At 67.1% G+C, this 24,894-nt stretch carries 20 protein-coding genes; 9 read left to right on the forward strand and 11 right to left on the reverse strand.

Going from position 1 to position 24,894, the window contains the following annotated elements:
• The first annotated feature begins 136 nt into the window (after positions 1-136).
• The gene (locus LPA46_RS03045) at positions 137-1,243 is read left to right on the forward strand and encodes a glutamate-cysteine ligase family protein (RefSeq protein ID WP_230891318.1); all 1,107 of its coding nucleotides are present in this window, start codon (positions 137-139) and stop codon (positions 1,241-1,243) included.
• A 12-nt stretch (positions 1,244-1,255) separates the two neighbouring features.
• Here the strand turns inward: LPA46_RS03045 and LPA46_RS03050 are convergent, their stop codons facing one another.
• The gene (locus LPA46_RS03050; RefSeq protein ID WP_230891319.1) at positions 1,256-7,732 is read right to left on the reverse strand and encodes a DNA polymerase domain-containing protein; all 6,477 of its coding nucleotides are present in this window, start codon (positions 7,730-7,732) and stop codon (positions 1,256-1,258) included.
• Positions 7,733-7,836: 104 nt separating this feature from the next.
• On the opposite strand from LPA46_RS03050, the gene LPA46_RS03055 reads away from it, so the two are divergent.
• Genes LPA46_RS03055 through LPA46_RS03065 form a run of 3 tightly spaced genes read left to right on the forward strand, consistent with a single transcriptional unit; the run spans position 7,837 to position 8,874 of the window.
• Entirely contained in the window at positions 7,837-8,031 is a 195-nt protein-coding gene (locus LPA46_RS03055; RefSeq protein WP_230891320.1) for a DUF7331 family protein, read from the forward strand.
• Positions 8,032-8,070: 39 nt separating this feature from the next.
• Entirely contained in the window at positions 8,071-8,406 is a 336-nt protein-coding gene (locus LPA46_RS03060; protein ID WP_230891321.1) for a DUF7322 domain-containing protein, read from the forward strand.
• A 42-nt stretch (positions 8,407-8,448) separates the two neighbouring features.
• Positions 8,449-8,874 carry a DUF7346 family protein gene (locus LPA46_RS03065; RefSeq protein ID WP_230891322.1) on the forward strand — a complete coding sequence of 142 codons (426 nt, stop codon included), beginning with the start codon at positions 8,449-8,451 and terminating at the stop codon, positions 8,872-8,874.
• Here the strand turns inward: LPA46_RS03065 and rad50 are convergent.
• The 3 genes from rad50 to LPA46_RS03080 form a co-directional block, all read right to left on the reverse strand.
• Positions 8,871-11,534, reverse strand: coding sequence for a DNA double-strand break repair ATPase Rad50 (gene rad50 / locus LPA46_RS03070; RefSeq protein WP_230891323.1), 2,664 nt, complete (start codon positions 11,532-11,534; stop codon positions 8,871-8,873). The two genes, LPA46_RS03065 and rad50, sit on opposite strands and share 4 nt — an antisense overlap.
• On the reverse strand, positions 11,531-12,715 hold the full coding sequence (gene mre11 / locus LPA46_RS03075) for a DNA double-strand break repair protein Mre11 (RefSeq protein ID WP_230891324.1): 1,185 nt from the start codon (positions 12,713-12,715) through the stop codon (positions 11,531-11,533). Before mre11 ends, rad50 begins: the two co-directional genes overlap by 4 nt.
• Positions 12,716-13,035: 320 nt before the next feature.
• Complete coding sequence (locus LPA46_RS03080) at positions 13,036-13,278, reverse strand: MarR family transcriptional regulator (RefSeq protein WP_230891325.1); 243 nt, start codon at positions 13,276-13,278, stop codon at positions 13,036-13,038.
• Between the two features lie 123 nt (positions 13,279-13,401).
• On the opposite strand from LPA46_RS03080, the gene pan1 reads away from it, so the two are divergent.
• On the forward strand, positions 13,402-14,616 hold the full coding sequence (pan1, locus tag LPA46_RS03085) for a proteasome-activating nucleotidase Pan1 (RefSeq protein WP_230890323.1): 1,215 nt from the start codon (positions 13,402-13,404) through the stop codon (positions 14,614-14,616).
• A 91-nt stretch (positions 14,617-14,707) separates the two neighbouring features.
• On the opposite strand, the gene LPA46_RS03090 is transcribed toward pan1, so the two are convergent.
• Positions 14,708-14,845 (reverse strand): hypothetical protein, encoded by a 138-nt coding sequence (locus LPA46_RS03090; RefSeq protein WP_230891326.1) that lies wholly within the window; start codon positions 14,843-14,845, stop codon positions 14,708-14,710.
• Between the two features lie 38 nt (positions 14,846-14,883).
• Positions 14,884-15,078 carry a DUF5800 family protein gene (locus LPA46_RS03095; RefSeq protein ID WP_230891327.1) on the reverse strand — a complete coding sequence of 65 codons (195 nt, stop codon included), beginning with the start codon at positions 15,076-15,078 and terminating at the stop codon, positions 14,884-14,886.
• A 96-nt stretch (positions 15,079-15,174) separates the two neighbouring features.
• Between LPA46_RS03095 and LPA46_RS18965 the strand changes: the two genes are divergently transcribed.
• Together LPA46_RS18965 and LPA46_RS03105 are read left to right on the forward strand one after the other, a co-directional pair.
• Positions 15,175-16,020, forward strand: a complete 846-nt coding sequence (locus tag LPA46_RS18965) for a polymer-forming cytoskeletal protein (RefSeq protein WP_230890326.1) — start codon at positions 15,175-15,177, stop codon at positions 16,018-16,020.
• 29 nt (positions 16,021-16,049) lie between these two features.
• A complete protein-coding gene (locus LPA46_RS03105; protein WP_230891329.1) occupies positions 16,050-16,361 on the forward strand; it encodes a hypothetical protein in 312 nt (103 codons plus the stop codon).
• Here the strand turns inward: LPA46_RS03105 and LPA46_RS03110 are convergent.
• Positions 16,358-17,425 (reverse strand): hemolysin family protein, encoded by a 1,068-nt coding sequence (locus tag LPA46_RS03110; RefSeq protein WP_230891330.1) that lies wholly within the window; start codon positions 17,423-17,425, stop codon positions 16,358-16,360. The genes LPA46_RS03105 and LPA46_RS03110 overlap by 4 nt on opposite strands.
• 90 nt (positions 17,426-17,515) lie before the next feature.
• On the opposite strand from LPA46_RS03110, the gene LPA46_RS03115 reads away from it, so the two are divergent.
• Positions 17,516-18,697 carry a redox-regulated ATPase YchF gene (locus tag LPA46_RS03115; protein ID WP_230891331.1) on the forward strand — a complete coding sequence of 394 codons (1,182 nt, stop codon included), beginning with the start codon at positions 17,516-17,518 and terminating at the stop codon, positions 18,695-18,697.
• Here the strand turns inward: LPA46_RS03115 and LPA46_RS03120 are convergent, their stop codons facing one another.
• From LPA46_RS03120 to LPA46_RS03130, 3 genes are all read right to left on the reverse strand, one after another.
• A complete protein-coding gene (locus LPA46_RS03120) occupies positions 18,698-19,507 on the reverse strand; it encodes a class I SAM-dependent methyltransferase (RefSeq protein WP_230891332.1) in 810 nt (269 codons plus the stop codon).
• Between the two features lie 21 nt (positions 19,508-19,528).
• Positions 19,529-20,380, reverse strand: a complete 852-nt coding sequence (locus LPA46_RS03125) for a UbiA family prenyltransferase (RefSeq protein WP_230891333.1) — start codon at positions 20,378-20,380, stop codon at positions 19,529-19,531.
• A 72-nt stretch (positions 20,381-20,452) separates the two neighbouring features.
• On the reverse strand, positions 20,453-21,574 hold the full coding sequence (locus tag LPA46_RS03130; protein ID WP_230891334.1) for a pyridoxal phosphate-dependent aminotransferase: 1,122 nt from the start codon (positions 21,572-21,574) through the stop codon (positions 20,453-20,455).
• Positions 21,575-21,670: 96 nt separating this feature from the next.
• On the opposite strand from LPA46_RS03130, the gene LPA46_RS03135 reads away from it, so the two are divergent.
• Positions 21,671-22,699 (forward strand): LLM class flavin-dependent oxidoreductase, encoded by a 1,029-nt coding sequence (locus LPA46_RS03135; RefSeq protein ID WP_230891335.1) that lies wholly within the window; start codon positions 21,671-21,673, stop codon positions 22,697-22,699.
• Between the two features lie 11 nt (positions 22,700-22,710).
• Here the strand turns inward: LPA46_RS03135 and LPA46_RS03140 are convergent, their stop codons facing one another.
• Positions 22,711-24,894, reverse strand: a complete 2,184-nt coding sequence (locus LPA46_RS03140; RefSeq protein ID WP_230891336.1) for a hybrid sensor histidine kinase/response regulator — start codon at positions 24,892-24,894, stop codon at positions 22,711-22,713.

A 24,894-nucleotide genomic window follows, 5' to 3' on the forward strand; every position in this document is an offset into this window, starting at 1 on the left:
GGCTGGACGAACGACCGGAAATTCGCCGGCCGCGAAACCTTCTTGTTGACTGTCGTTCTGTGCTAACGTGTGACACGATTCGTGCGGGCCTGACCGCGAGTCGAACCGACGACTGAGCACACTCACACACAGGACCGTGTCAGCACGCGAATCAGAGCCGATACGACGGAGTATCGAGGTCGAATACTGGGTCGTCGACGAGAACGGCCGACTGACCGAACCCGGCGCGCTCGTCGACGTCGAGGGTGCAGAGCGGGAGTTCGTCGAACCGGTGCTGGAAGTCAAGACGACACCCTGCGAGACGACGGCCGAACTGCGCGCGACGCTGCTCGACCGCCTCCGGGCCGTGCTCCGCCGTGCGGACGACGCCGGGAAGCGCCTCGTCCCGCTGGCGACGCCCGTGAACCACGACGAGATAGCCGAGCGGACGAGCGACCGCACGCGCATCCAGAGCCGGGCTATCGGCGAGCGCTTCGACTACGTCCGGCCCTGTGCGGGCACGCACGTCCACGTCGAACAGCAGCCCGGCCACGAGGTCGCGCAGTTCAACGCGCTCGTCGCGCTCGACCCGGCACTGGCGCTAGTCAACTCCTCGCCGTACTTCCGGGGCGAGCGCGTCGCCGCCGGCGCGCGCTCGAAGTGCTACCGCCGACTTGCCTACGACGCCCTCCCCGAGCAGGGCGAACTGTGGCCGTACGTCGAGGACACCGCCGACTGGGAGGACCGCCTCGACCGTCGCTACGAGGAGTTCGTCGACGCTGCCGTCGACGCGGGCGTCGACCGACAGACGGTGGAGTCGACGTTCGACCCGGAGAACGCCGTCTGGACGCCGGTGAAGTTCCGCGAGGAGTTCGGCACCGTCGAGTGGCGCGCGCCCGACACCGCGCTCCCGAGTCAGGTGCTCCAACTCGCCGACGACGTCGTCGGCGTCGTCGAACACGTCCGCGAGGACGGGTTCCGGGTCGGGGAGGACGGCGGCGTCACCGAGCGCGGCGTCGTCGCGCCGGCGTTCGACACCGTCCGCGAGTACGTCGACACCGCGATTCGCGACGGACTCGATTCGTCGGCCGTCCGCGCCTACCTCGACCGCATGGGCTTCGACGTCGATGCGTACGACCCGCTAACGCACGAAATCGACGGAGACAGCACAGTCTCGCGCGAGCGAGCCAGGGCGCTCCGTCTGGAACACGCTGACCGGCTCGAACGCGACGTCCAGCGGGCGCAGTCGGTCCACGGCGACTGACGCCCCCGGCGCCTACATGAAGTTCCCGAGCCCGGTCTGGGTCTGCCCGCTCTTGACCTCGTCCCAGGAGATGTCCAGCGCTTCGAGAATGCGCTCGATGGGGCCCTTGAGGGTCTTGTCGAGCATCACGTCGTAGTCGATTTCGAACGACTCGGGAATCTGGTCGGCGTACTCGTAGCAGATGACGTCGTGGTCGGTCTTGAACTCCACGTACAGCGGGTCGTCGCGGATGTCCGGGTTCTCGCCCTCCAATTCGCGGAAGAACTCCGGATGCACCTTCCGCAGGTAGACGCGCTTGGGCTTGGAGCCGCGCTGGAAATTCGTGCCGAGCAGGAGGTTCGCGTACTTCGCGCCCCGGACCTGCGCGGTGTCCGTGTCGTAGTTGTCCAGGCGCTTGCCGATACCGCCCGGGATGCCGATGTCGTCGAGGTCGACGTCCCCGTCCTGGTACTCCTCGATGACGTCGTGGACGTACTCCTCGACGGCGTCGACGTCGCCCTCCTTGACGATGAGCTCGATGACGCGCTTCTGCACGCGCTTCGTGATGGGCGCGATGTCCGAGCGCTGGTACTCGAAGCCTGTGATGTCGATGTCGTCGACGTCCTTGCCCTCCTTCCAGACGATGTGGCCGGCGTAGCGCTTCTTCTTGCCCGCCTGGAAGAACCGTCGGTAGAGCTTCTCGAACTCGATTTGGAAGCGGTGCTCGTCGGCGTTCAACTGTTCGCTGGCGAACTCGTCGTAGGCCGCGTTGATGTGGTCCTCGATGTCGAAGGACTCACCGATGGCCTCCTCCGTGGTGACGTCCCCACCGAGTTCCAGCATCACGGAGTCGGTGTTGTGGAGGACGATTCCGCCGACGGCGTCGACGAAGTTATCGTTCTCCGCGACGCTGAGGTCGTACACGTAGCCGTCGTGTTCGGCTTCGCTGACGACCGGGTCGCGGCCCGCTCGATAGTGGTCACAGGTTCGAATCGTGTACGACTCCTTCTCGTCCCGGTATTTGAGTGAGTGCTTCTCTCCGCGTTGTGTGAGCAGCATCGACAGTCCGGCAGCCAGTTCCCGGCTCGTCGTCTCGAAGTCGAAGTTCCGCTCGCAGTACTCGTCGCTGTAGCGTGGGAACTTCCTCGACCCGTCTCCCTCCACGAGAACGTCGAGGAACAACTCCTGGAGGTCGTCGTCGAGGTGGTAGATGACCGACGGGATGCGCTTCCCGCGTGACGTCTGTCCGGCGAACTCCCGGAAGAACACTGCCGAGAGTTCGTTCATCATCCGGAGCTTCTGCGTCGTGTCGTCGTACGAGACCTCACTCTCGCCGTCCGCGATGCTGTATCCAACTGTTCGTTCGTTGCTCGAATCGCCCTCGATCACGCTAACTGTCGCGTTCTCGAACAGCCTGTCGTAGTCTTCCTGCAGCCCTTCGAGCCAGGGACGACGGGATTCGGCGATGCTCGCTCCGAACTTCGATTCGGCGGTCTCCGTTGTCGTGGCGCTTCCCTCGGTGACGTACGCAGCGAGGAGCCGGACCAGTGCCAGACCGTCCTCGCTGTGCAGGTCGATGTGGCGCTTGACCTTGATCGTGGAGTCAAGGCTGCCGTGGTGCTCGTGGCCAAACCAGACGTACTCGTCGTTGGCGTGGACGCATTTTACTTTCTGCTCGGCGTTGGCCGATCCGACGCTCCGGCCGTCCTCGTAGGTCCGCGTGTACCCCGACAGTACCTCGTACACGTCGATCTCGGATACTTCCGCAACGTCCGCAAATCCGGGGATACGGAGCGGCTCCGAGACGTCTTCCGGCGACGCCTCCACGTATTCGTCCCCGTCCTCGACGACGTACGAATGGTCGCGCGTGGTCGTGGACTCACCGAACTTGTGCTGGAGGTTCACGACCGGCTTGTCCGGTTCGTGGCGAATCGCCTGCTGAATCGGCTGCCACTCCGGTTCGCCGTCGTCGCTCAGTGACAGGGCGTCCCAACCATCGAGTGACCGCCGCGCCTTTCCAGGTGTTGTACTCGCGACGACGTCCCCGTCCGCGGCGATGAGGACTTCGGTCTCCGTCTCGCCGCGCTCGAAGAGGTCTTCGATAGGGAGAATGCGGATGCGTCCGTTCGGGTCCCGCGAGACGACCGGTCGGTCGCCGGTGACGCTATCCCCGTACGCGACCTCGTGGCCGACCTCGTTGGCGGCTTCCTCCGTGAACGAGATGACTTCGCGGCCCGTCGCGGTGACCGCCGCGCCCATCTCCTTGTCGTAGAGGCGGAAGCGCTCCCAGCCCAGCACGCCGTACATCGACTGACCGACGAACTGGAACTTCCCGTTTCGCCCAGCCAACAGCGTGTGGTTGTCCTCCACGGTGACACAGTAGACTCCGTCCTCGGCCGTACTCAGCGACCCGCTCCGGTGCATCCGAAGCGTGTTCTTGCTCTCCTCGGTGACGTGGATCCGCCAGGAGCCGCTGTCGCGGTTGTAGCCCGCGGTCAGCCCGAGGTGTGTACACAGCCGCAAGACATCGTCCCGGAGTCGTTCACTCGACGTCGTGTAGCGCCACGAGTTCGGTTGCCGGTCACCGTCTCCGTCGACGAGCGTTTCCAGGAATCGGCGTTTCTGCCGCTGGCTCAAGTCGAATACGAACTCCGGAATCCGCTTCTCGAAGCTGTCATCGCCACAGCGGTCCCGGAGCAGGTTCCCGAGTAGCTGCGACGTGAACTGATAGCTTCGGTCGTCGACGAAGTAATCGAACCCCATCCGGTCGAGCAGGTCGCCGATAGCGGCGTGGTCGCCGTCACCGCCGTCCGCGATAGCTTCCTGGGCTATCTTGACAGACGTCGCGGCGCCGCGCGTCTTCTCGCCGAACTGCTTCGTCTCGGACGTGTAGACGTTCCCCTCGGTGACGTACCACGCCAGCAGGTCGAGGAAGTCGTCACCGTCGAACGTCCGCGGAATCCACTTCCGCCCGGGTTCGGCGTGGACGTACGTTCGCTCGGCGACAGTCTCGATGTATTCCCTGTGCTTCTCGAACTCATCGGGCCCGAAGACGTACCCTTCCTCGCCGAGGTCGTTCTTCAGGACCGTGTCGGGGTAGTACCCGAGTTCGGCTGCGAAGGTGTGTCCGTGTACCGACGGCCGAACCCAGACCTCGTAGTCGTCGACATATTCGGTCAGGTCGACTACGTCTAGCGAGTCCCCATCCGGTCCGTCCCAGTCGTGGGGCAGCTCGTAGTTCGTCGCGTCGTCGAGGTTGCCTGCCTCGACAAAGCGGTAGTCGTCGTGGGTAATCCCGTTCGTCTCGTTCTTGCGCACCAGCATCCGGTGGTTCGGAGTTACCCGGAAATCCGTCTTGTTCGTCTCGATGTCGACAAGGTCACCGCGGTAGTCGGGGTATGTGTGGGTGTCGACGACCGGCTTGACCTCCAATTCCACCGTGTCCGGATCGAGCGAGTACACCTCGTCGCCGACGGCCAGGTCCCGGATGTTGCGGACCCCCTTGGGTGTCAGGACGTCGGTGTCCGGCGTGAAGCAGTTCATGATAACCTTGACTGCGGCCTGCTGGCGGTCGTAGCGGTCGTAGTCCTCGCTCTCCGGGTCGTGGTCGTTGCGCAGCGCCTTCTTCTGCTCGCGCTCACCGAGCGTCTCGTCGATGATCTCGCGGATGATGCCGTCCGGCTCCTTCCGGAAGTGTGTCCCGTTGGGCGCGCGGTACGTCTCCCCGTCGTAGGCCTCGGGGTCGACCTTCGTCTCCGGTGACGCGTTCGTCGTCACCATGCACATCGGGTACAGCGACTGTCCGACCCACTGGAAGTTCCCGTTACGGCCGGCGAGAACTACGTGGTTGTCCTCGGCAGTGATGCAGTGGACCTGCCCGTCATGTTCTTCTACCGTCGCGTTCGTTCCCTTGTGGAACGACCCCCGTTTGCCGATGGACACGTAGTAGGTTCCGTCCGACTGTTCCGAGACGGTGGGCTTGTGCCCACAGCGAACCGCGATGTCGGCTATCGCATCGCGGAGATGAACACTCTTCGTCCAGAACTTCCGTAGCCCCGACTCCGTAACCGACCCGTCCCCCCGAACCGTCGTATTGAGGAGGGTAGAGAGCAAGGTTGCATCGAGAGAGAACACCCAGTCGGGCAGCTGTTTGTCGGCGTACCCCTCACCGCAGTGTGTGACGAGCCACTCCTGTAGCACTCTGTTCGAGATATTGAAGCCGCGTTTGTCGGCGTTGTAGTCGAGTTTCATCCGGTCGAGCAGTTCCCGAATGCGCTCTCGACCGTCCGTATCCTGCTGATGGAGCGTGATCCGTCCGTTGTTCGAATCGACGCTCCCCTCCGTCACGTACCACCCTACCAGACGAAGCCAATCGTTCATCTCGAACGAAAGCGGCGTTTCGCAGTGCCCGCTGTCGTATTTGAGGAACACGTCATCCGCGTGTTCATCGATTACTGCCCGGTGTGCGCGGTACGTCTCGATGGGGAGTAGATATTTTCCCACCTTGCGCTGGAGTCCGAGCGCCTGTGAACTCCCGTGGACGAGGTCGAGGCGCTCGGTCACTGCGTCCGGCATCTGATGGCGGAACACACGGAGGTCGTCCTCGGAGTAGACGGCGATGTGCCCGTCGGCTACTTCGTCCGCGAGGTCGAACTGCTCTGGGGTGCGTCCGCGCATGGGCTCGTGCTGGGGGAACGCGAATCGTTCGTTGTCAGGGATGTCACGGTATTCGGCGAACTCGAAGTCGTCCGGCGTCTGCTCGTCCCAGCCGCGTTCTTTCGAGTGGAGGAGTCTGTGGTTTTCCGTGATTTTGAGGTCGTGGGTCGTGCCGCTGAGGTGGTGGAGTTCCCCGAATCGGTTGTCGTAGGTGTGGGTCTCCGCGACGGGTTTCACTTCACATTCGAACGTCTCCGGGTTCAGCGTGTACACCGGATCACCTCGCTCCATCTCGCGGATATTCCGAACGCCCTCCGGTGTCAGCAGGTCCGTGTCTCCGCTGAAACACTTCAGGTCGAGCACGGTGACGTTCTCGCGGACGCCCGTAATCGGGTCGAACACCGCGCCGCCCTCGTAGTCCTCGGACTCCTGCTGGCCCTTCGACGGCAGCACGAACCGACCGTACGCCTTGTGCAGGATGTACACGTCCACCGCGTCCCCGGGCGTGGTGGCGTCTTCGAGCTTGCAGCCGACGAACTCCGCGACCTCCTTCCAGAACGGGACGATGTTCTGCTTGCGGTCGATTTCCACGCAGAGCTCCACGTCCCTGACGTTGTACTCCAGCAGGCGCTCGGGGTCGTTCTCCCAGAGGTCGCCGATGTCGCCCGTGTACCGCTCCTTGCCGGCGTCGAGTTCCTTCTCGCCGACCGCGTCCAGCCGGTAGGAGTCCAGTTCGGAGCGCTGCATCCGCTGGTAGCCGTACAGCAGGTCGAAGACGACCCGCCCCTTCACGTTCGGACCGCCCCAGCCCGACGTCCAGACCTCGTCCACGCGCGAGAGCCTGTCAGAGTCGAGGTCGTGGTCCGTGTACGGGTCGAGTTCGTCCAGCCGGTCGATGTAGTACGGCGCGTCGAAGTCGTCGAAGTTCCAGCCCGTGAGCACGTCCGGGTCGGTCTCGTCGAGGTAGTCGACGAACGCCTCGTGCATCGCCTCTTCCGTGTCGAACGCCCGGATTTCGAGGTCCGCGCGCTCGTCCATCAGGTCGTGGTCGACGAGTTCGTCGGGTGAGGGCGCGGTCGCGTCCGGTGCCTCGTAGAGCCACGCGATGTACTCGTCGCGGTAGGAGTCGTGGCTCGTCAGGCACAGTATCGGTTCCTCGCCCTCTTCGGGGAACCCGGAGCGGTCGTCGACCTCGATGTCGAAGGTGTTGACGCGGACGTCGGCGTCGACCTCGCAGGTCTCGATTTCGTCGTGGTGGACGTAGACCGCGCCGTCGTCGGCGCGGCGCTCGGGCACGCGCATGCCGCTGGTGATGTCCTTGTCGATGAGCAGGCGGTTCGGGAACAGGATGTCCGCCTCGTAGTGCTCGAAGCGGTCCCGAATATTACCGACGTCGCGGGGTGTGCGCCCGAAAATCTTCGTGAGCTTCTCGCCGCGGATGGACTCGTAGGGGTCGCCGTTCTCGTCGGTCTCCTCGGAGCCCGTGATGACGTCCTGCGCGAGGTCGTCCTCGTCGATGCTGTCCGTGGGCGCGTAGAAGTACGGCCGGAACCCGTGGACGCGGACGTGCTCGGCCGTGTTGTCGGCGGTGCGGCCGAACACGTGGACGACGGGGCGCTCGCGGTCGCCGTCGCCCTCGACGGTGTAGTCGACCTGCGTGACCATCAGTTCGACGTCGCTGTCGGCGTCCGGGAGCGCGTCGGCTTCCGCGGAGACGATTTCGTTCACGACGGGGTCGCCGTCCCCCGCGACGACTTCCGCTTCCGCGCGGACCGTGTCGTCGGGGACGTCCGCCGCGTCGTCGGCGGCGTCGCTCCCCTCGTGCATGAACTCGGAGAGGTCCGTGTCTTCCATTACGTAATCGTTCGGTCCTGTCGCCTAAAAACTCGCCCTTCTGCGCGGCGAAATCGGCCACCGGGAGAAGGCTTATGCCATGCTACTTCTTACCACAGACCGAGGTGACAGACGTGACTGACCACGCAGCGGGCGACACGAACCGCCACAACGACGTCCCACAGCTGCCCGAGGGCGAGGACGCCCGAGATACAGTCGAGTCCTACGACACAGATGACGGCGTCGTGTTCTACGACGCCGACAATCCGCTCGCGTGGCTCAAAGCGACGAACGCCGTGTCGCTGGGCGACGTGCTCTGATAGGCAACGCTTTTCCACCGACGCCGCCCTTCTCCGAGCGTGTTCGACGAGTCCGAAGCGGACGGCGACCACGACTTCCTCGACGACGAACCCAGCGACGCCGAGCAGGAGCTCGCGCCCGAGGTCGATGTCCCGTCCGTCGACGCGCCTGAGATTCCGGACGGCTCGGACGCGCCCGCGGGCCTCCGCCGGCGGTTCTGGACGCTCGTCGCCACGTTCAACGTCGCGTTGCTCGCCGTCAGCCTCGGCCTGATGTTCGTCGCGTTCCGCGGGCGCTGGCAGTACGGCGGCCTCGCGGTCGTCCTCGGGCTCGTGCTGTTCGCGTTCGGCTACTGGCGCTACCAGCGCTACACCGGCGAGAGCGACAACGAGTGACACCCCGGAAGGCCTAACGCCACGCGCCCGCTCGTTCCTCACATGCGTACGGTTCGCGACGACGACGGCCACCACTACCTCCTCCTCAAGCAGAGCAGCGACAGCAGCCTCGTCCGCGACCCCGAGACCGGCGACGAGCGCCACGTCCCGAACGACGACCTCGAACCCGCGGACGGCGACGCGCCCCTCGACGCGCTCGCGACCGCCGTCCCCGAGCCCGCGCGCCGCGTCGTCACCGCCTGCCACGACGACTGGCTGCTCGGCCTGCTCGTCGACTTGGCGGATCGCGGCCCGCTAGCTGCCCGCGAGATGCTCGGCGCGTACGACACCTGCGAGAGCGACCTGCTCGGTGGCGTCACTGAACTCCGCGCCGCCGGCCTCGTCGAGGAAGCGACGGTGAACGGCGAGCGCGGCTACCAGCTCACCGAGACGGGGAGAGACGGCATCGACGCGCTCCGACAGAACTAGTCCGCCAGCACTTCCTCGGGGTCGCGCACCACGCGCGACCGGTTCGTTGTCGCGTCCTTCTCCACGCGCACGACGTCGTCGGCGGCGTCCACGAGTTCGTCGTCGTGGCTCACCACGACAATCTGCTCGACGCCCATGCGGCGCATCTGCTCGACCAGTTCGACGAGCTGCGAGACGTGCCCCGAATCGAGGAACACCGTGGGCTCGTCGAGGATGAGCGGCGGGAGCGGTGCCTCGCCGTCGATGCCCTCCGCGAGCAGCCGGTAGATGGCACAGCGCAGGCTGAGGTTGAACAGCGCGCGCTCCCCGCCCGACAGTTGCTCGGGTTCGAGAGGCTCGCCGTCCTTCTGGTAGACGGTGAGCTCGTAGTCCCCGGAGAGTTCGATGCGGGCGTACGAGTCATTCTGATACACCAGCTCGAACGTCTCGTTCAGCAGGCGCTCCAGTTTCGCGACGTTCTGTTGACGTAGTTCCGCGCGCAGGTCGCCGTACATCGACTCCAACTCGGAGACCTCGTCGTGAATCTCCTGGAGTTCGTCGAGGCGCGCGGCGACCGTCTCGCGCTGGTCGCGCAGCGCTTCCAGTTCCTCGATGGCGTTCTCCGCCGCGCCAATCTGGCCCTGGAGCTCGTCGCGGCGCTCGTGGAGGTCGTCCAGTTTGGATTCGACCTGTTCGAGGTAGTCCTCGGCGCGCTCCTCGTCCGCCTTCGCCGCCTCGACGCGGTCCTCGTCGAAGTCGGCTTCGAGGCGTTGCTTGCGCTCCCGGAGGTCGCTCAGGCGGTCGCGGCGCTCGCGGTTCCGGTCCTCGAGGCTCGCGCGCTTCTCCGCGAGTTGGTCCGCGGCCTCGCGGTGGTCGGCAGCCTCCTCCAGCACGTCCGCGAGGTCGGCTAACCGCTCGATGCGCTCCTTGAGCGTGGACTGTTCGGCGTTCAACTCCGCGAGTTCCTCGCGCTTGGCTTCGGCCTGCTCGCGCTTGGATTCGGCTTCCTCACGGGCGTCCCCGGCCTCGGCTTCGAGGTCGTCGGCCTGCTCGCGTTTCTCCGCCGCGTCCTCGCGCGCTTCGCTCGCGGCGTCCTCGCGGTCGTCGCGGCGCTCGACTGCAAGTTCGCGGTTGCGTTCGAGGTCCGCGACCTCGCGCTCGCGCTCCACGAGGCCCTCGGTGCGGTCGATGCGCCTGGTGACGTCTTCGACGTCTTCCTCGATGGTATCCAGTTCGGCTTCGAGGTCGGCGACGCGCTCGCGGTACTCGTCGACGCTCTCGACGTGCGGCGACCCCTCGATTGGCTGGCCGCACTCCGGGCACTTCCCGGCGTTCAGTAGCTCCTCGGCCTCTTCCACGCGGTCCTCGGCGGATTGGCGGTCGGCGCGCACGCCCTCGCGGCGCTCCCGGAGGTCGTCGAGGTCCGCGTTCAGCGAGTCGAGGTGCGCCTCGGCATTCCCGAATTCGACTGGCGCGTCCTCGAACGCCGCCTTCTCCTCGGCGATTTCCTCGTCCAATTCCTCGATGCGTTCGACGGCTTCCTCGCGTTCGGCCTCAAGTTCCTCGACTTCGGCTTCGAGTTCGTCGGCCGCCTCTCGCAGGTCAGCGGCACGTTCTTCGAGTTCGTCGGCGCGCTCGGCGGCGTTGTCGGCCTCCGTCGAGAGCTTCGAGACTTCGGGCGCGACCTCGGAGACGCGCTCGGTGACGTTCTCGCGTTCCGCAGCGAGTTCCCCGCGCTTCGCTTCCGCGGCCTCCGCGTCCGCCTCGTCCAGTTCGGTCTCCGCGACCAGTTCGTCGGCTTCGGCTTCGAGGTCGTCCGCCTGCTCGCGGTGCTCGCCGATTTCGTCGGCGAGTTCCTCGCGCTCGCTCTCGGTCTCCGCGATGGCCTCCCGGACGTCGCGAATCGTCTCCGCAACGTCGTCCAGTTCCGCGCGCTTCTCCTCGTAGGCGTCGAGGACGCTCTCCGCGTCTTCGAGGGTCTCGCGGGCGGTCTCGCGCTGGTCCTCGTAATTCTCGATGTCCTCGGTGACGTCCGCGAGTTCGGACTTCAGACTCGCGAGCGTGTCGTGGGGATTTTCGGCTTCCTTGGCCTCGATTTGTTCGTCGAGTTGGTCGAGCTTCCCCGCGACGTTGGTCTTGACGTCCTCCACGCCGAGCCGTGCGTCCCCGGCGCGCTGGCGGTAGTCCTCCAGTTTCCCGAGCTGGAGCAGGTCGTCGAGCATGTCCTGGCGCGTGCTCGGCGACGCGTTGATGAGCTTGTTCACCTCGCCCTGCCGGACGTACGCGCAGTTCACGAACGCCTCCGCATCCATCCGCAGCAGGTCGCCGACGTACTCCTCGACGTCGGTGACGCCGTCGATGCTCCCGGACGGCGTCTCGAGCGTGCAGTCCGGCGTCGACGCGCGCTCGCCCGTGTTCCGGACGCGGCGGTGGACGTGGTAGTCGCTGTCCGCGTGCGTGAACCAGAGGTCGATTTCGGCTTCTTCCGCGCCGATGGTGACGATTTCGTCGAGCGTCTTGTCGAGGGCGCTCGCGCCGTACAGCGCGAAGAAGCAGGCTTCCAGCAGGCTGGACTTCCCGCTGCCGTTCAGTCCGTGGATGACCGTGACCCCGCGGTCGAGGCGCACGTCCGCGTCCTCGTAGCACTTGAAGTTCCGCAGGGAGACGCGCGTGAATCTCACGAGAAGTCCTCCATGGTCGTCGCCTGCGCTCGTTCGGCCGGTTCCTCCTCGCCGTCAGCGTCGGCGTCAGTGTCGGCCTCGGTGGTCGGCTCGTCGTCGAGCACGGCTTCGACGCGCTGTTTCACGCGCTCGCGGACGTTCGAGTCCGCGAGGTCGCCGTCCCGGACCGTATCGTCGATGTCGAGGCTCGCCTCCCGCAGCCCGAGGTCACGGACGCGTTCGCGGACGGCCTCGTCGGGGTCCGCGAACGACACCTCGACCTCCTCGTCGGTCTCGACCTCGCGGCGGTCGTTGACGCGCGTGAGTAGCGCACCGCGCTCGTCGCCGAACCGCTCGACGTCGGCGGGCGTGACGGTATCGCCGTCGCCCTCCACGGTGACCACGACGACGGCGTCTTCGAGGTCGCGCTCGCGGAGGCGCTCGCGGACGTACTCGGTGCCGTCCTCCGGCCCGAGGTCGACGTCCACGAACACGAACTCCCGGGTCTCGATGCCTTTCCGGGAGATGGCGACGTCACCGTCGTCGAACTCCACGACGTTGTAGCCGCGGGGGTCGCGCTCGCTGGCGCTCGCGCGCTCCGTCGAGCCGCAGTACGTGACCCACGTGTCGCCGACCTGCGCGGTGTCGGCGGCGTGGTTGTCGCCGAGGAGCACGGCGTCGAAGTCGACGTTCGACTCGCCGAGCACCGCGTCGAGGTTCCAGTTGGCGTGCGCGAACGGCGTGAACAGGCCGTGGGAGACGAGCGCGGTGTGCTCGGCCTCGGGTTCGGCGAACTCGTAGTCGAGGGCCGGGCGCTTGGACTCGGGGACGTAGTCGAGGCCGTAGAACGTGGTGTCGTCGACGCGGCGACCGGTCTCGTCGAGGCGCTCGGCGAGCCCCAGCGTCTCGAAGAGGTCGAGCCACTGGGCGTCCCGCGTCCCCTCGTGGTTGCCGACGATGGCGAGGAACGGGATGTCGGCCTCGCGGAGCGGCCGCAGCACGTCGATGGTGCCGAGGATGTCGCGGAGGCCGGGACGCCGGTCGTGGTAGAGGTCGCCGGCGTGGACGACGGCGTCCACGTCCGCCGCGACGGCGTCCTCGACGACCGACTCGAAGGCATCGAGGAAGTCCTGCCGGCGCTCGGGGGAGTGGTACTGGCGGTAGCCGAGGTGGGTGTCCCCCGTGTGGATGACGCGAACCATTACTGTGGGGATGTAGCGCTACGCCGGATAAAGGTTCGGCGCTTCTGTGGGGTGGGTAGTGGAGGCGATTACTGGACTGGAGACAGCGACGACGTCTCCGAAAGCCCCCTCGCGCTCGCGGGCTGCGCCTCGCTGCGCGCGGCCTGCGGCCGTGCTTGCGTCGGCTCGCTCCGCGAGCGGTCGGCCCCTTTCGATTTCCTGCCCGATAGCGGCTACTCGGCCGGCTTTCGCTCGACTAGACGTGGCTTCTGCAGACAAAACACAGGGTCCACCGCGGGTAGCTGGCGCAGCAGGAGCAGGGACAGCGGTCGACGCCCGAATCAGGCGAGGGTGTAGATGCGCTTGCGCGCGTCGGAGAACGAGAACCGGGACTCGACGACGTCCTGCTCTTCGAGGCGGGTGAGCGCGTAGCGGACGGTGCGGGCTGGCAGCAGGGTCTCTTCGGCGAGTTCGCTCTGCGTGAGGGTGTCGTTGTATTCGAGGACTTTCGCGACGAGCTTCGCGCTCGGGGGGAGGTCTTCGAGTGCTTCGGCCGTCTCCGTGTCTTTGGCGGTGGCGCTCATACCCACCCATTCCGGATGCACTTAGATAATGGTTTCGCTATCGAAAATGCACAACGGTTATCCTCGGCGCGAGGTGTTGGGTCACCCGAAGCCTCTTATGAACTAACACCCTACCCAGAAGTGATGACTGAGACCGCAGAGGACGCCGAGCTGCCCTACGACGACGGCGCCTCTCTCCAGGAGAAAATCGAGGCCCTAGAGGAGCAGCTCTCCGCCCTCGAGGACGAGAACGAGGAGATGCGGGACCGCCTGCTCGACGCCAACGCCGAGAACAACAAGTACCAGCAGAAGCTCGAACGGCTCTCCCACGAGAACAAGAAGCTCAAGCAGTCGCCGCTGTTCGTGGCCACCGTCCAGGAACTCAACAACGACGGTGCCATCATCAAACAGCACGGCAACAACCAGGAGGCGCTCACCGAGGTCACCGACGACCTCCGCGACGACCTCGAACCCGGCGCCCGGGTAGCGGTCAACAACTCCCTCTCTATCGTCGAACGCCTCGATGACGAGGCCGACGTCCGCGCCCGCGTCATGGAAGTCGACGAGTCCCCCGAGGTCGGCTACGAGGACATCGGCGGGCTCGACGAGCAGCTCCGCGAGGTGCGCGAAACCGTCGAGCTCCCGATGAAGGAGCCCGAGATGTTCGACACCGTCGGCATCGACCCGCCGAGCGGCGTGCTCCTGCACGGGCCACCGGGCACCGGGAAGACGCTGATGGCGAAGGCCGTCGCGAACCAGACGGACGCGACGTTCATCAAGATGGCCGGCAGCGAACTCGTCCACAAATTCATCGGCGAGGGCGCGAAGCTCGTCCGCGACCTCTTCCAGGTCGCCCGCGACCACGAGCCCGCCGTCGTCTTCATCGACGAAATCGACGCCATCGCGTCCAAGCGTACGGACTCGAAGACCTCCGGCGACGCCGAGGTGCAGCGGACGATGATGCAGCTCCTCTCGGAGATGGACGGCTTCGACGAGCGCGGTGACATCCGCATCATCGCCGCCACCAACCGCTTCGACATGCTCGACCGCGCCATCCTCCGCCCCGGCCGCTTCGACCGCCTCATCGAGGTGCCGAACCCCGACGAGACCGGCCGCGAGAAGATCTTCCGCATCCACACGCGGAGCATGAACCTCGCCGAGGACGTGGACTTCACGCGCCTCGCCGCGGAGACCGACGACAAGTCCGGCGCGGACGTCGCAGCAATCTGCACGGAGGCGGGGATGTTCGCCATCCGCGACGACCGCGAGGAAATCACGATGCAGGACTTCGAGAACGCGCTGGAGAAGCTCGAACAGGACACCGACGCCAGCGCCGAACCCACGCGCACCTTCGCGTAACTCCTCTCTCTCGTCCTCTTCGGTTCGACGCCGCGTAGCTGCCGCTTTCCCCCTGATTTTACGCGACGAGTATTTTGTCGCTAGCTCCTGCTCACAGCGCCGTGAAAATGGCGTACGGCACGAGGAACAACAGGACGGTCATCGCGAGCAGGACGAGCCCGTAGCTCGCGAACGTAGCCAGCGCCGTCACCCACGAGGGGTGTTCGAAGTCGGGGAGCGTCGCGGTCATACCCGTCGATTGCCGCGCTCGGACCTAAAACTTCGCGTCTAGACGATGTCGCCGATGCGCCGCGGCTCGCCGGAGAGCGAGGGGTCGCGCTCCACGAGTTTGAGCACCTCGTGGTCGGTGACCTCGTGGTAGTTCTTGTCGGTGGCTTCCTCGATGAGTTCGCGCTCCATGCGGAACTCCGTGCCTTCGTAGACGATGTCGACGCCGTCGTCTTCGAACGAGAGCGTAGTCATACCACCGAGTAGGCGACGAGCGGACAAAAGCCCGCCGTCCGACGGTTGGCGTGCGCTCTCGCGGGGTTTATTGGCGTGCGGGGTGATTGGACGGGTGTGCTCGGCCCGAACCCGATAGACGAACTCGTCGTGCCCGACGGCACCACCGTACAGGAACACGACGTCGTGGTGGACGGCGACGTGCTGGTCGGCGGCCAGTCCACGGTCGAACTCGGGGTTCGCGGCCACAGCGTAATCGCGGGCGAACGCGTCTCGTTCGCCGGCGACATCGAAGCCGACGGCGACTGCCGGCTGGACATGTGGTGCGACGTGGACGGGAACGTGCTCGCCAGCGAGGACGCCTACCTCGGCGAGCGCGTCCACATCACGGGTCGGCTGGTCGTCGGCGGCGACCTCGACATCGGCGACGACGTCGACATCGAGGAGGGCTTCGAGGCCTCCGGCTGGATCGTCATCCGGAATCCGATGCCCACCATCACGTTCTTCGTCGTCTACCTCACCCACCTCCTCCAAATCGGCGAGGAGGAGGAAGCTGAGGAGCTCGTCGACCAGTTCGCCGCCAGCGGCGACGCCCAGCCGTTGACGATTCCGCGCTCCGGGAGCGTCTCCGACGACGCGTGGCGCGTCTCCACGCCCGCCACCATCGGCGACGACTGCCGGCTGCACGGCAACATCCGCGCGACCAGCATCGACGTCGGCGAGGACAACAACATCTTCGGCAGCCTGCGCGCCCAAGACGACGTGAGCGTGGGTTCGGGCACGAAGATTCACGGCGACGTCACGACGCGCAACGGCGACGTACGCGTCGAACCGGGCGCGGTCGTGCTCGGCGACGTCTCCGGGCAGGACGTCCACGTCCACCCGGACGCCGACGTCGACGGCGTCATCCGCGCCCGCGGCGAGATGCACCTCGGCAGCCGTGCGGACCGCGACCCCGAATAGTTTAGTCGGCTCCTCGACCAGTCCTCCCTATGTCTGACTCGCCCTCCAGCGGTGACGCCGACGCGGGTAACCCCCACGTTCCCGAGCGCGGTGAACCCGACAAGTCCCCGTCGCCGCTCGTGGTCGGCGTGCGACTGTGGCGCGAGGGACTCGTCGCGTTTCTGGGACTCGTCGCGCTGCTCACCGGCGTCAACGGCTTCTGGTTCGTGCTCGGCGGTGGCTTCTACGACTACCAGTACAAGGTGTGGGACCTCGCTGGCGACCTCGCGTACCTGTTCGCAGGCGTGATGCTCCTCGTCGTCGCGGCCGGGAGCGCTGCGACGCGCTTGCGGGCGGATTAACGCTCGTGCTCGTCGTCGAGCGGGTCCTCGACTTCGCCGGCGATGGCTTCCAGTGCGTCCGTGACCGTGACGAGGCCGACGACGTGGTCGTTCTCGTCGGTGACGAACGCCAGCTCCTGGCGCTCCGACTGGAAGCGGTCGATGGCGTCACTGACGGGTAGTGACGCCGGAATCGTCATCGGCGGCTGGGCGACGTCGTCGAGGGTGTCCTCACCCGACCGGAGGTCGTCGAGGTCGCGGAACACCGCCGGCAGATAGACGATGCCGCGGAAGTCGTCCAGGGTCTCGCCGACCAGTGGGTACCGGACGTGCGGCGTCTCGCTCATCCGTTCGAGGTTCTCCTCGAGACCGACGGTCGTCGACAGCGCGACGACGTCGTCGGCGTCGACCATCACGTTCTCGATGGGCATCTGGTCGATGTCGAGCGCGCCCAGGACTTCCTCGCGGCGCTCCTGGGTGAGGTCGGACTCGCCGAGCACGGACCCGAGGCGGTTCCGGAGGTCGGCGCGCGACTCGATGACGTCCTCCTCGGTCTCCAGCCACGCACCCGTCATCTCGACGCCGAACAGCTTCAGCGTCCCCTTCGCGACGCCGTCGCCGAGCTTGATAATCGGCGAGATGGCGAAGTGGAACCAGTACAGCGGCCCGGCGCCGTACTTGGAGACGAACCGCGAGCGCTCCACGCCGAGGTAGGTCGGCGTCTGTTCGCCGTGCGTGAGGTGGACGAGGTTGATGACGAGGAACGCCAGCACCGCCCCGGCGCCGACCGACGCGAGCCACGTGTTGTGGAACACCGGCTCGAAGATGGCTGCGAGCGCCGGTTCGGCGACGATACCGACCGCAATCGAGGACGCCGTGATGCCGACCTGGCACGTCGTCAGGTAGAGCTCGAGGTCGTTGGTCATCTCCCACGCGCGCTCCAGAGAGGGGTTGCCGTCGACGAACTCCGCCTCGGTGAATTGGCGGGCGCGGGTCAGGGCAAACTCGATGGCGACGAAGAAGCCGTTCGCGAGAATCAACCCGAGCCCCGCGACCAGCCGGAGCGTAACCTCGAGCGTGTTCATCGCCCGAGTGGTTCTGTCGGGCGCCGAATATCGCTTGGGGTGAGTCGCCCAACCGAAAGCCATTCTTCCGCGCTCGCGCTACCACGTGGTATGCTCTCTATCGCGCTTGCCGGGAAGCCGAACGCCGGCAAGTCGACGTTCTACACCGCCGCGACGCGCTCGGAGGTGGACGTCGCGAACTACCCGTTCACCACCATCGACGCGAACCGCGGCATCACTCACGTGCGCACGGAGTGTCCGTGTCTCACTCGCGAGGAGCGCTGCGGGCACGAGAACTGCCACGACGGCAAGCGCTACGTCCCCGTCGAACTGCTAGACGTGGCGGGCCTCGTGCCGGGCGCACACGAGGGGCGCGGGCTCGGCAACCAGTTCCTCGACGAGCTCACGAACGCGGACGTCATCGTGAACGTCGTGGACGCCGCGGGCGCGACCGACGAGGAGGGCGAACCCGTGGAGGTCGGCACGCACGACCCAATCGAGGACATCGACTTCATCGAGGAGGAGATGGACCTCTGGCTGGCGGGCATCGTCGACCGCAACTGGGAGACCGTCGAGCGCCAGTCCCGCAGCCCCGGCTTCGACATCGAAGAGGCCGTGACCGACCTGATGACGGGGTTCGGCGCGACCGAGTACGACGTCGCTGCCGTCCTCCGCGGGATGGACTACTCCGAGGACCCGGTGCAGTGGACCACCGAGGACCGCGAGGCGCTCGCACGCGGCATCCGCCAGCGCACGAAGCCCATCGTCGTCGTCGCGAACAAAATCGACGTCGCGCCCGCCGAGAACGTCCAGCGGTTGCTCGACCTCGACAAGCCCGTGATTCCCGCGACTGCGCAGGGCGAACTCGCGCTCCGCCGCGGCGTCGACGCCGGCTTCCTCGACTACGACCCCGGCGACGAGGACTTCGAGATAACGGGCGAAATCAGCGAGGGCCAGCGCGAAGCCCTCGACGAACTCCGCGAGACGACGAGCGAGTACGGCGGCACGGGCGTCCAGGCGGCGCTGAACCACGCGGTCTACGACCTGCTCGACATGGTCACGGCCTACCCCGTGCAGGACCAGTCGAAGTGGACCGACGCGAGAGGCAACGTCCTCCCTGACGCGTTCCTCCTGGAGAACGGCTCGACGCCCGTGGACCTCGCGTACGCCGTCCACTCGGACATCGTCGAGGGCTACCTCCACGCGGTGAACGCGAAGACCAGCCGGGAGGTCGGTGAGGGTTACGAACTCGAGGAAGGCGACGTTATCAAAATCGTCTCCACCGCGAAGTAGTCACCCCGACGCGACGAACACGCCCACGGACCGTTCGACGACGAACCTCTCTTCGCCGATTTTGTCGCGGAACGCGCGTTCCAACTCGAAAGCGTCGCTGCCGTCGAAGCCCGGTAGCGAGAGCAGGTACGCGACCAGCGGCTCGGACTTCGTAATCTCGAGTTCGTCCTCGAAGTCCCGGCGTTCGACGCTCGCGAACTGCTCGCGCAGCTGTGCTTCGCCGTTCTCCAGCGCGAACCCGGCGTCCGCGGGCCGGCTGCCGAATTCGGCGACCGCGTCGAAGACGGCGGCGAGGTCGTCGGTCCCGGTCGTCGCGGCGTACAGCGTCCCGTCGGGCTTCAGCACGCGCCGAATCTCCGAGAGTGCCTGCTCGCGGTCCGCAGCAGCGAGGTGAGAGAGCACGAAGTGGGCGGTGACGGCGTCGAAGGTGTCGTCCGGGTAGGGGATGTCGCGGGCGTCCACCGAGTCGAAGTCGAACTCGCGGTCAACGTCCTCCAGCGCCTCCATCGCGTCCATCATCATCCCCGCGGAGTTGTCCGTCACGGTGACGTCCCAGCCGGCGGGAATCCGGTCGGCGTTGGCGGTCCAGAGCGCGCCGTGCCCCGAGCCGAGCGAGAGCACCATCGCGTCCTCTGGGAGGTCGAACTGGTCGAACAGCCACTCGTGGGGAGAGCGGTCGGCCGTGGAGAACCGCGCGTGCAAGACCTGTCGGGCGGCGAGGTTCGACGCGTCCGCGTACTGGTCGGCGAGCGCGTCGTCGTCCTGCCAGGCGTCCATGGCCGTCCAGACGCCGCCCGCGCCCTTCAGCACACCGCTCTCGCCGCGAGCGGGCTACGCGAGCGGATGGAACCAGACCGCGGCGACCAGCGCCGCGAGGAAGACGTAGCAGCCCCGCACGAGCAGCATCGTCGCGACGGTAGGTTCGGCGCGCGCCGCGAACCAGGCGACGACTGCGAACGCGGCGACCGCAGCGACGGCGCTCGGCGGGAAGACGGCGAGTACAGCGAGCGCTACGACGCAGGCCATCGCGGCCGCCATCAGGCCGTACGCGAGCCGTCGCGCGCCCGGTTTCCCGAGCACGACGGCGACGCTGCGCTTGTCGATGGAGCGGTCGTAGTCGTAGTCCTGCACGTCGTCGACGACCTTCACGCCCGAGAGCAGCACGAGCAGGACGCCCGCGAACGCGACGGGGCGGACGGCGAGCGACTGGGCTTGCGCGTAGTAGCCACCGACGAGCGCGACGGCGATGCCGAGCGGGTAGCCGGTCGTCGTCGTGACGGGGTTCGTGTCGAGTTGGGGCGCGTGGTGGTATCCGACGAGCCACGCGGGCACGGCGAGCGCGGCGGCACCGGGGCCGACGAGCCACCAGAGGCCGGCGACACAGGCGAAGAACGACAGCGACGCAGCGCGGATGGCGACCCGGCAGCCCGCTGGAGTGAGCGGGTGGTCGTCGTCCTCGCCGCGCACGTGGAAGTCCACGTAGCCGTCCTTGACGTGGGCGGTGTAGACGGCGCAGAACATCGCGGCGAGGTGGACGCCCGCGACGGCCAGCGAGAACTCGCCTGCGAGCACGGCCCCGAATCCGGCCGCGGCCAGCGGCGGCAGCATGAACACCGGGTGGACCTGCGACGCCAGCGCCGCGACGGTCGCGCGGCCCCCACGCCCGTGCCGCGTGATGTGCATACACGTACCAAAGGACGCGGGCGGCATAACTGTCAGGGAGCGAACTACGGACCGACAGCAAAAACGAGGGTACTACTGGAGCGCGTTCGTCGCCTCGCGCATGATGTCGAGGGCCTCGCGGAGCTGTTCGGTGTCCGTGGCGTAGGAGATGCGGGCGTAGCCCTCGCCGTGCTCGCCGAACGCCTCACCGGGCACGACGACGACGCCGCGGTCGATGACCTCGTCCACCCAGCCGTCGGGCACCTTCGGCATCGCGTAGAACGCGCCCTCCGGCTTCGGGACGTCGAGGCCCATGTCTTCGAGTTCGTCGAGCACGAGGTCGCGGCGCTGCTCGAACTGCGCGACCATCTCGTCGACGACGTCCTGCGGGCCGCTGAGTGCGGCTTCGGCGGCGTACTGCGCGGGCGCGCTGGCGCAGGCCTGCGAGTACTGGTGGACGCGCAGCATGCGCTCGGCGCGGCGCTCGCTGGCGGCGACCCAGCCCAGGCGCCACCCCGTCATCGAGTACGTCTTCGAGCACGCGCTCACTACGACGACGTTGTCGGTCTCTGCGAACTCCATCGGCGAGCGGTGTTCGCCGTCGAAGACGATGTGTTCGTACACCTCGTCGGAGACACAGAGCACGTCGTGCTCGTCGGCGATGCGCGCGAACTCCCGCATGTCCTCGGGGGACTGCACCGCGCCCGTCGGGTTCGCTGGCGAGTTCACGACGAACGCCGCCGTGTCCTCCGTGATGTGTTCCTCGACGGTCGCGGGGTCGAGCGTGAGGTCCTCGCGCAGCGGCAGGCCGACCGGCTCGCCGCCCGCGATGCGCGTGAGCGCGTCGTAGGAGACGAACCCGGGGTCCGGGAACAGCACTTCCTCGCCGGGGTCGACGTGGGCTTCCAGCGCGAGGTGGAGCGCTTCGCTCCCGCCGGAGGTCGCGATGACGCCCTCCGGCGCGACGTCGAGGTCGTTGTCGCGCTGGTGTTTCTGGACGATGGCGTCCACGAGTTCGGGCGTCCCGCGGTTCGACGTGTACGCGTCCGCGTCGCCCGCCTCGATGGCGTCGACGGCGGCCTGTCGGGCGTGCTCGGGCGTCGGGAAGTCGGGCTGGCCGAGTCCGAGGTTGATGGCGTCCTCGCCGGCCGCCTCGAACACTTCCCGGATGCCGCTGATGGAGATGGCTTCGACTCGCTGGGAGAACTCCGTCATACGAACGACCCGGGCGTCGGGCGCCATAATTCCTCCTGTCCGGCGACCGGCTTCCGCGAGCCGAACCGTTTTCTCCCGCAGTCCACGAACGGGAACATGGACCTCTCTGTCGTCGACCTCTCCCCGGTTCCCGAGGGCGGCACCGCGACGGACGCCTACGCGAACACCGTCGAGGCCGCCCAGCAGGCCGAACGCCTCGGCTACGAGCGCTTCTGGGTCGCCGAGCACCACGGCATGGGCGACACGCTCGCCGGCACCACGCCCGAAGTGTTGCTCGGCCACCTCGCCGCCGAGACGGACGAAATCCGCCTCGGCTCGGGGGCCGTCCTCCTCAACCACTACAGCCCGTTCAAGGTCGCCGAGCAGTTCGGCGTCCTCGACGCGCTCGCGCCGGGCCGCATCGACGCCGGTCTCGGGCGCGCGAACGGCTCGCCGGCGGTCGACCGAGCCCTCGGCACCGAACGCCACGTCCCGAACCCGGACGAGGACCACCGTGAGAAAATCGAGGCCGTCGTCAACCACCTCTACGACGACTACCCTGCCACGCACGCCTACAGCGACGTCGAGATTCCGCGCTCCGGCGAAGCGACCCCCGTTCCGTGGGCGCTCGGCTCCAGTCCCTCCAGCGCGAAAATCGCGGGCAAACTCGGCCTGCGCTACTGCTTCGCGGCGTTCATCCGCCCGCAGTTCGCCACGCACGCCTTCGAGGAGTACCGCGAGGCGTTCCAGCCCTCACAGTTGGCCGGCAGCGTCGACGAACCCGAGGGCATGGTCGCCGTCAACGCCGTCTGCGCGGAGACCGACGAGGAAGCCGCGCGACTCCGCGCGACCGCAGAAGCGTCCTTCCAGCGGATGAAGCGCGGCGTCACCGGCACCGCGCCGTCCGTCGAGGAAGCCATCGACGAACTCGGCGGCGTTCCCGAGCCGACGCCCGAGACGCTGGACGAAGACGAGTGGCCGCGCGCGATTTCGGGCAGTCCGGAGACGCTGAACTCCCTCTTAGAACAGTTGGCGGACCGCGTCGGCGTCGACGAAGTGATGATTCAGCACGTCGTCGCCGACCACGACGACGCGCTCCGCTCGCACGAACTCCTCGCCGACGCCGTCGGCCTCACACCGCGCTGACGCCAGCGCCGTCACTCCCGCTTCGTTATCTCGATTCGCGCGCCACCCGCCGCCCCCTCCGTGACTCGCACGTCCCAGCCGTGCGCGTCGGCGATTTGCTCGACAATCGAGAGCCCGAACCCGGTGCCCGACGCCGACGTCGAGTAGCCGTCCTCGAACACCGACTCGCGCTCGGATTCGGGAACCCCGGGACCGTCGTCCGCGACGTAGAACCCCGCGCCGTCGGCGAGGGCGCCGACGGAGACGGTCACGCCGTCGCCGGCGTCTGCTCCGTGCTCCAGCGAGTTTCGGAACAGGTTCTCCAGGAGCTGACACAGCCGGTCGTAGTCTGCGTCGACGGCGTCGAGGTCGTCCGCGACGACCAGTTCGCTGTCGTCGTCGGCTCCCACGACCGCCTGCCAAGCGTCCTCGGCCGCGGTCCGCAGGTCGACCGGTTCGGTCGCGTCGATGTCTTTGCCCTCGCGGGCGAGCCACAGCATGTCCTCGACGATGCGGTCCATCCGGTCGAGCGCGTGCGCAATCGCGTCGTAGTGCTCGTCCTCCTGGTCCAGCGACAGCAGTTCCAGGTGGCCGGACGCGACGTTGAGGGGGTTGCGGAGGTCGTGGCTGACGACGCTGGCGAACTGGTCGAGGCGCGCGTTCTGTCGCTCCAGTTGGTGGCGGTAGCGGCGCTGCTCGGTGACGTCCTGCACTGCGCCGCGGAGCGTCACCACGTCGCCGTCCTCGATGGTCGGAACGCCCTTTATGCGGAGCCAGCGGACCTCGTCGTCCGGCCGCCGGAACCGGACCTCCACGTCGAAGGGCTCCCCCGATTCGAGCGCGGCTTCGACCGCGCCCTCGACGATTGGCCGGTCGTCCTCGTGGTAGACGTCGAGGGCCTCGTCCAGCGGCGGCTCCTCGTCGTACTCCACGCCCAGCAGGTCGAAGAGGTGGTCGGTCCAGAACACCTCCATCGTCTCCGTGTCTATCTCCCAGCCGCCGACGTCCGCGATGCGCTCGGTCTTCTCCAGCAGGTCCTGCACCCGCAGCAGGTCCTCGCGTTGCTGCCGGCGCTCCGTGACGTCGGAGACGACCCCGACCAGCCGGTAGACGTCGCCGTCGTCGTCCTCGACGGGGACGGCGCGGTCGTGCACCCACCGCACCTCGCCGTCGGGACGCACGACGCGGTACTCTTCGCTGTACTCGCCGTCGGCGCGCGAGCCGAGCGCCGCCTCGACGCGCTCGCGGTCCTCGGGGTGGACCGCGTCGAGGAACGACGTCGGGTTCGCGTAGAGGCTCTCCGCCGACCGGCCCCAGACCTCCTCGTAGGCCGGATTGACGTAGAAGGCGGCCTCGTTGTCCGGGTCGAACAGCCAGACGACCTCCGAGATGTTCTCGACGACCTGCCGGAAGCGCTCCTCGCGCTCCCGGAGCTGTTCCTCCATCCGGATGCGCTCGGAGACGTCCCGGAGGACGCCGATGAACCGCTGCTCGCCGGCCTGCTCGAACTCGCCGAACGAAACCGAGACGGGGACCTCGTGGCCGTCCCGGTGGAGCGCGGGGAACTCGACGGCCTGCCAGTCGTTGGTCCGCTCGCCGGTCTCCAGGTACTGCTGGACGGCGTCGAGGTGCTCGTCCCGGTAGCGCGCGGGCATCAGCGTGGTCAGCGACTCGCCGTCGAGTTCGCCGGGCGTGTACCCGAACAGCTCCTCGGCGGCAGGGTTCGCGAACAGAATCGTGCTCTCGCCGTCCACGATGAGGATGGTGTCGGCGGTGTTCTCCACGACCGCCTGGAGTTGTGTTCGCGTCTGCTCGGCCGCCTGCTCGGCGCGCGCTCGCTCGACCGCGTTCGTCACGCGGTGGGCGAGCACGGCGTACTGGTCGGTGCCCGCTTCCTTCTGGAGGTAGTCGGTGACGCCCGCCGAAATCGCGTCGCTGGCGACTTCCTCGCTGCCCTTCCCCGTGAACAACACGAACGGGAGGTCGGGGTGGTCCTCGCGCACGGCTTCGAGCAGTTCGATGCCCGTGCGACCGGGCATGTCGTGGTCGGAGACGACGCAGTCCACGACGTTGTCGGCGAGGTAGGCGAGCGCCTCGTCCGCGTCGGCCGCGGTTTCGACCGTGATGCGGTCGCTGTCGCGTTCGAGGAACTCTGCGGACAGCTCCGCGAACCCTGGCTCGTCGTCGACGTGGAGCACGCGAATGTCCGCTGTCAT

Origin of the sequence: Halobacterium sp. KA-6 (assembly GCF_021029015.1) — an archaeon.
Taxonomy (GTDB): domain Archaea; phylum Halobacteriota; class Halobacteria; order Halobacteriales; family Halobacteriaceae; genus Halobacterium.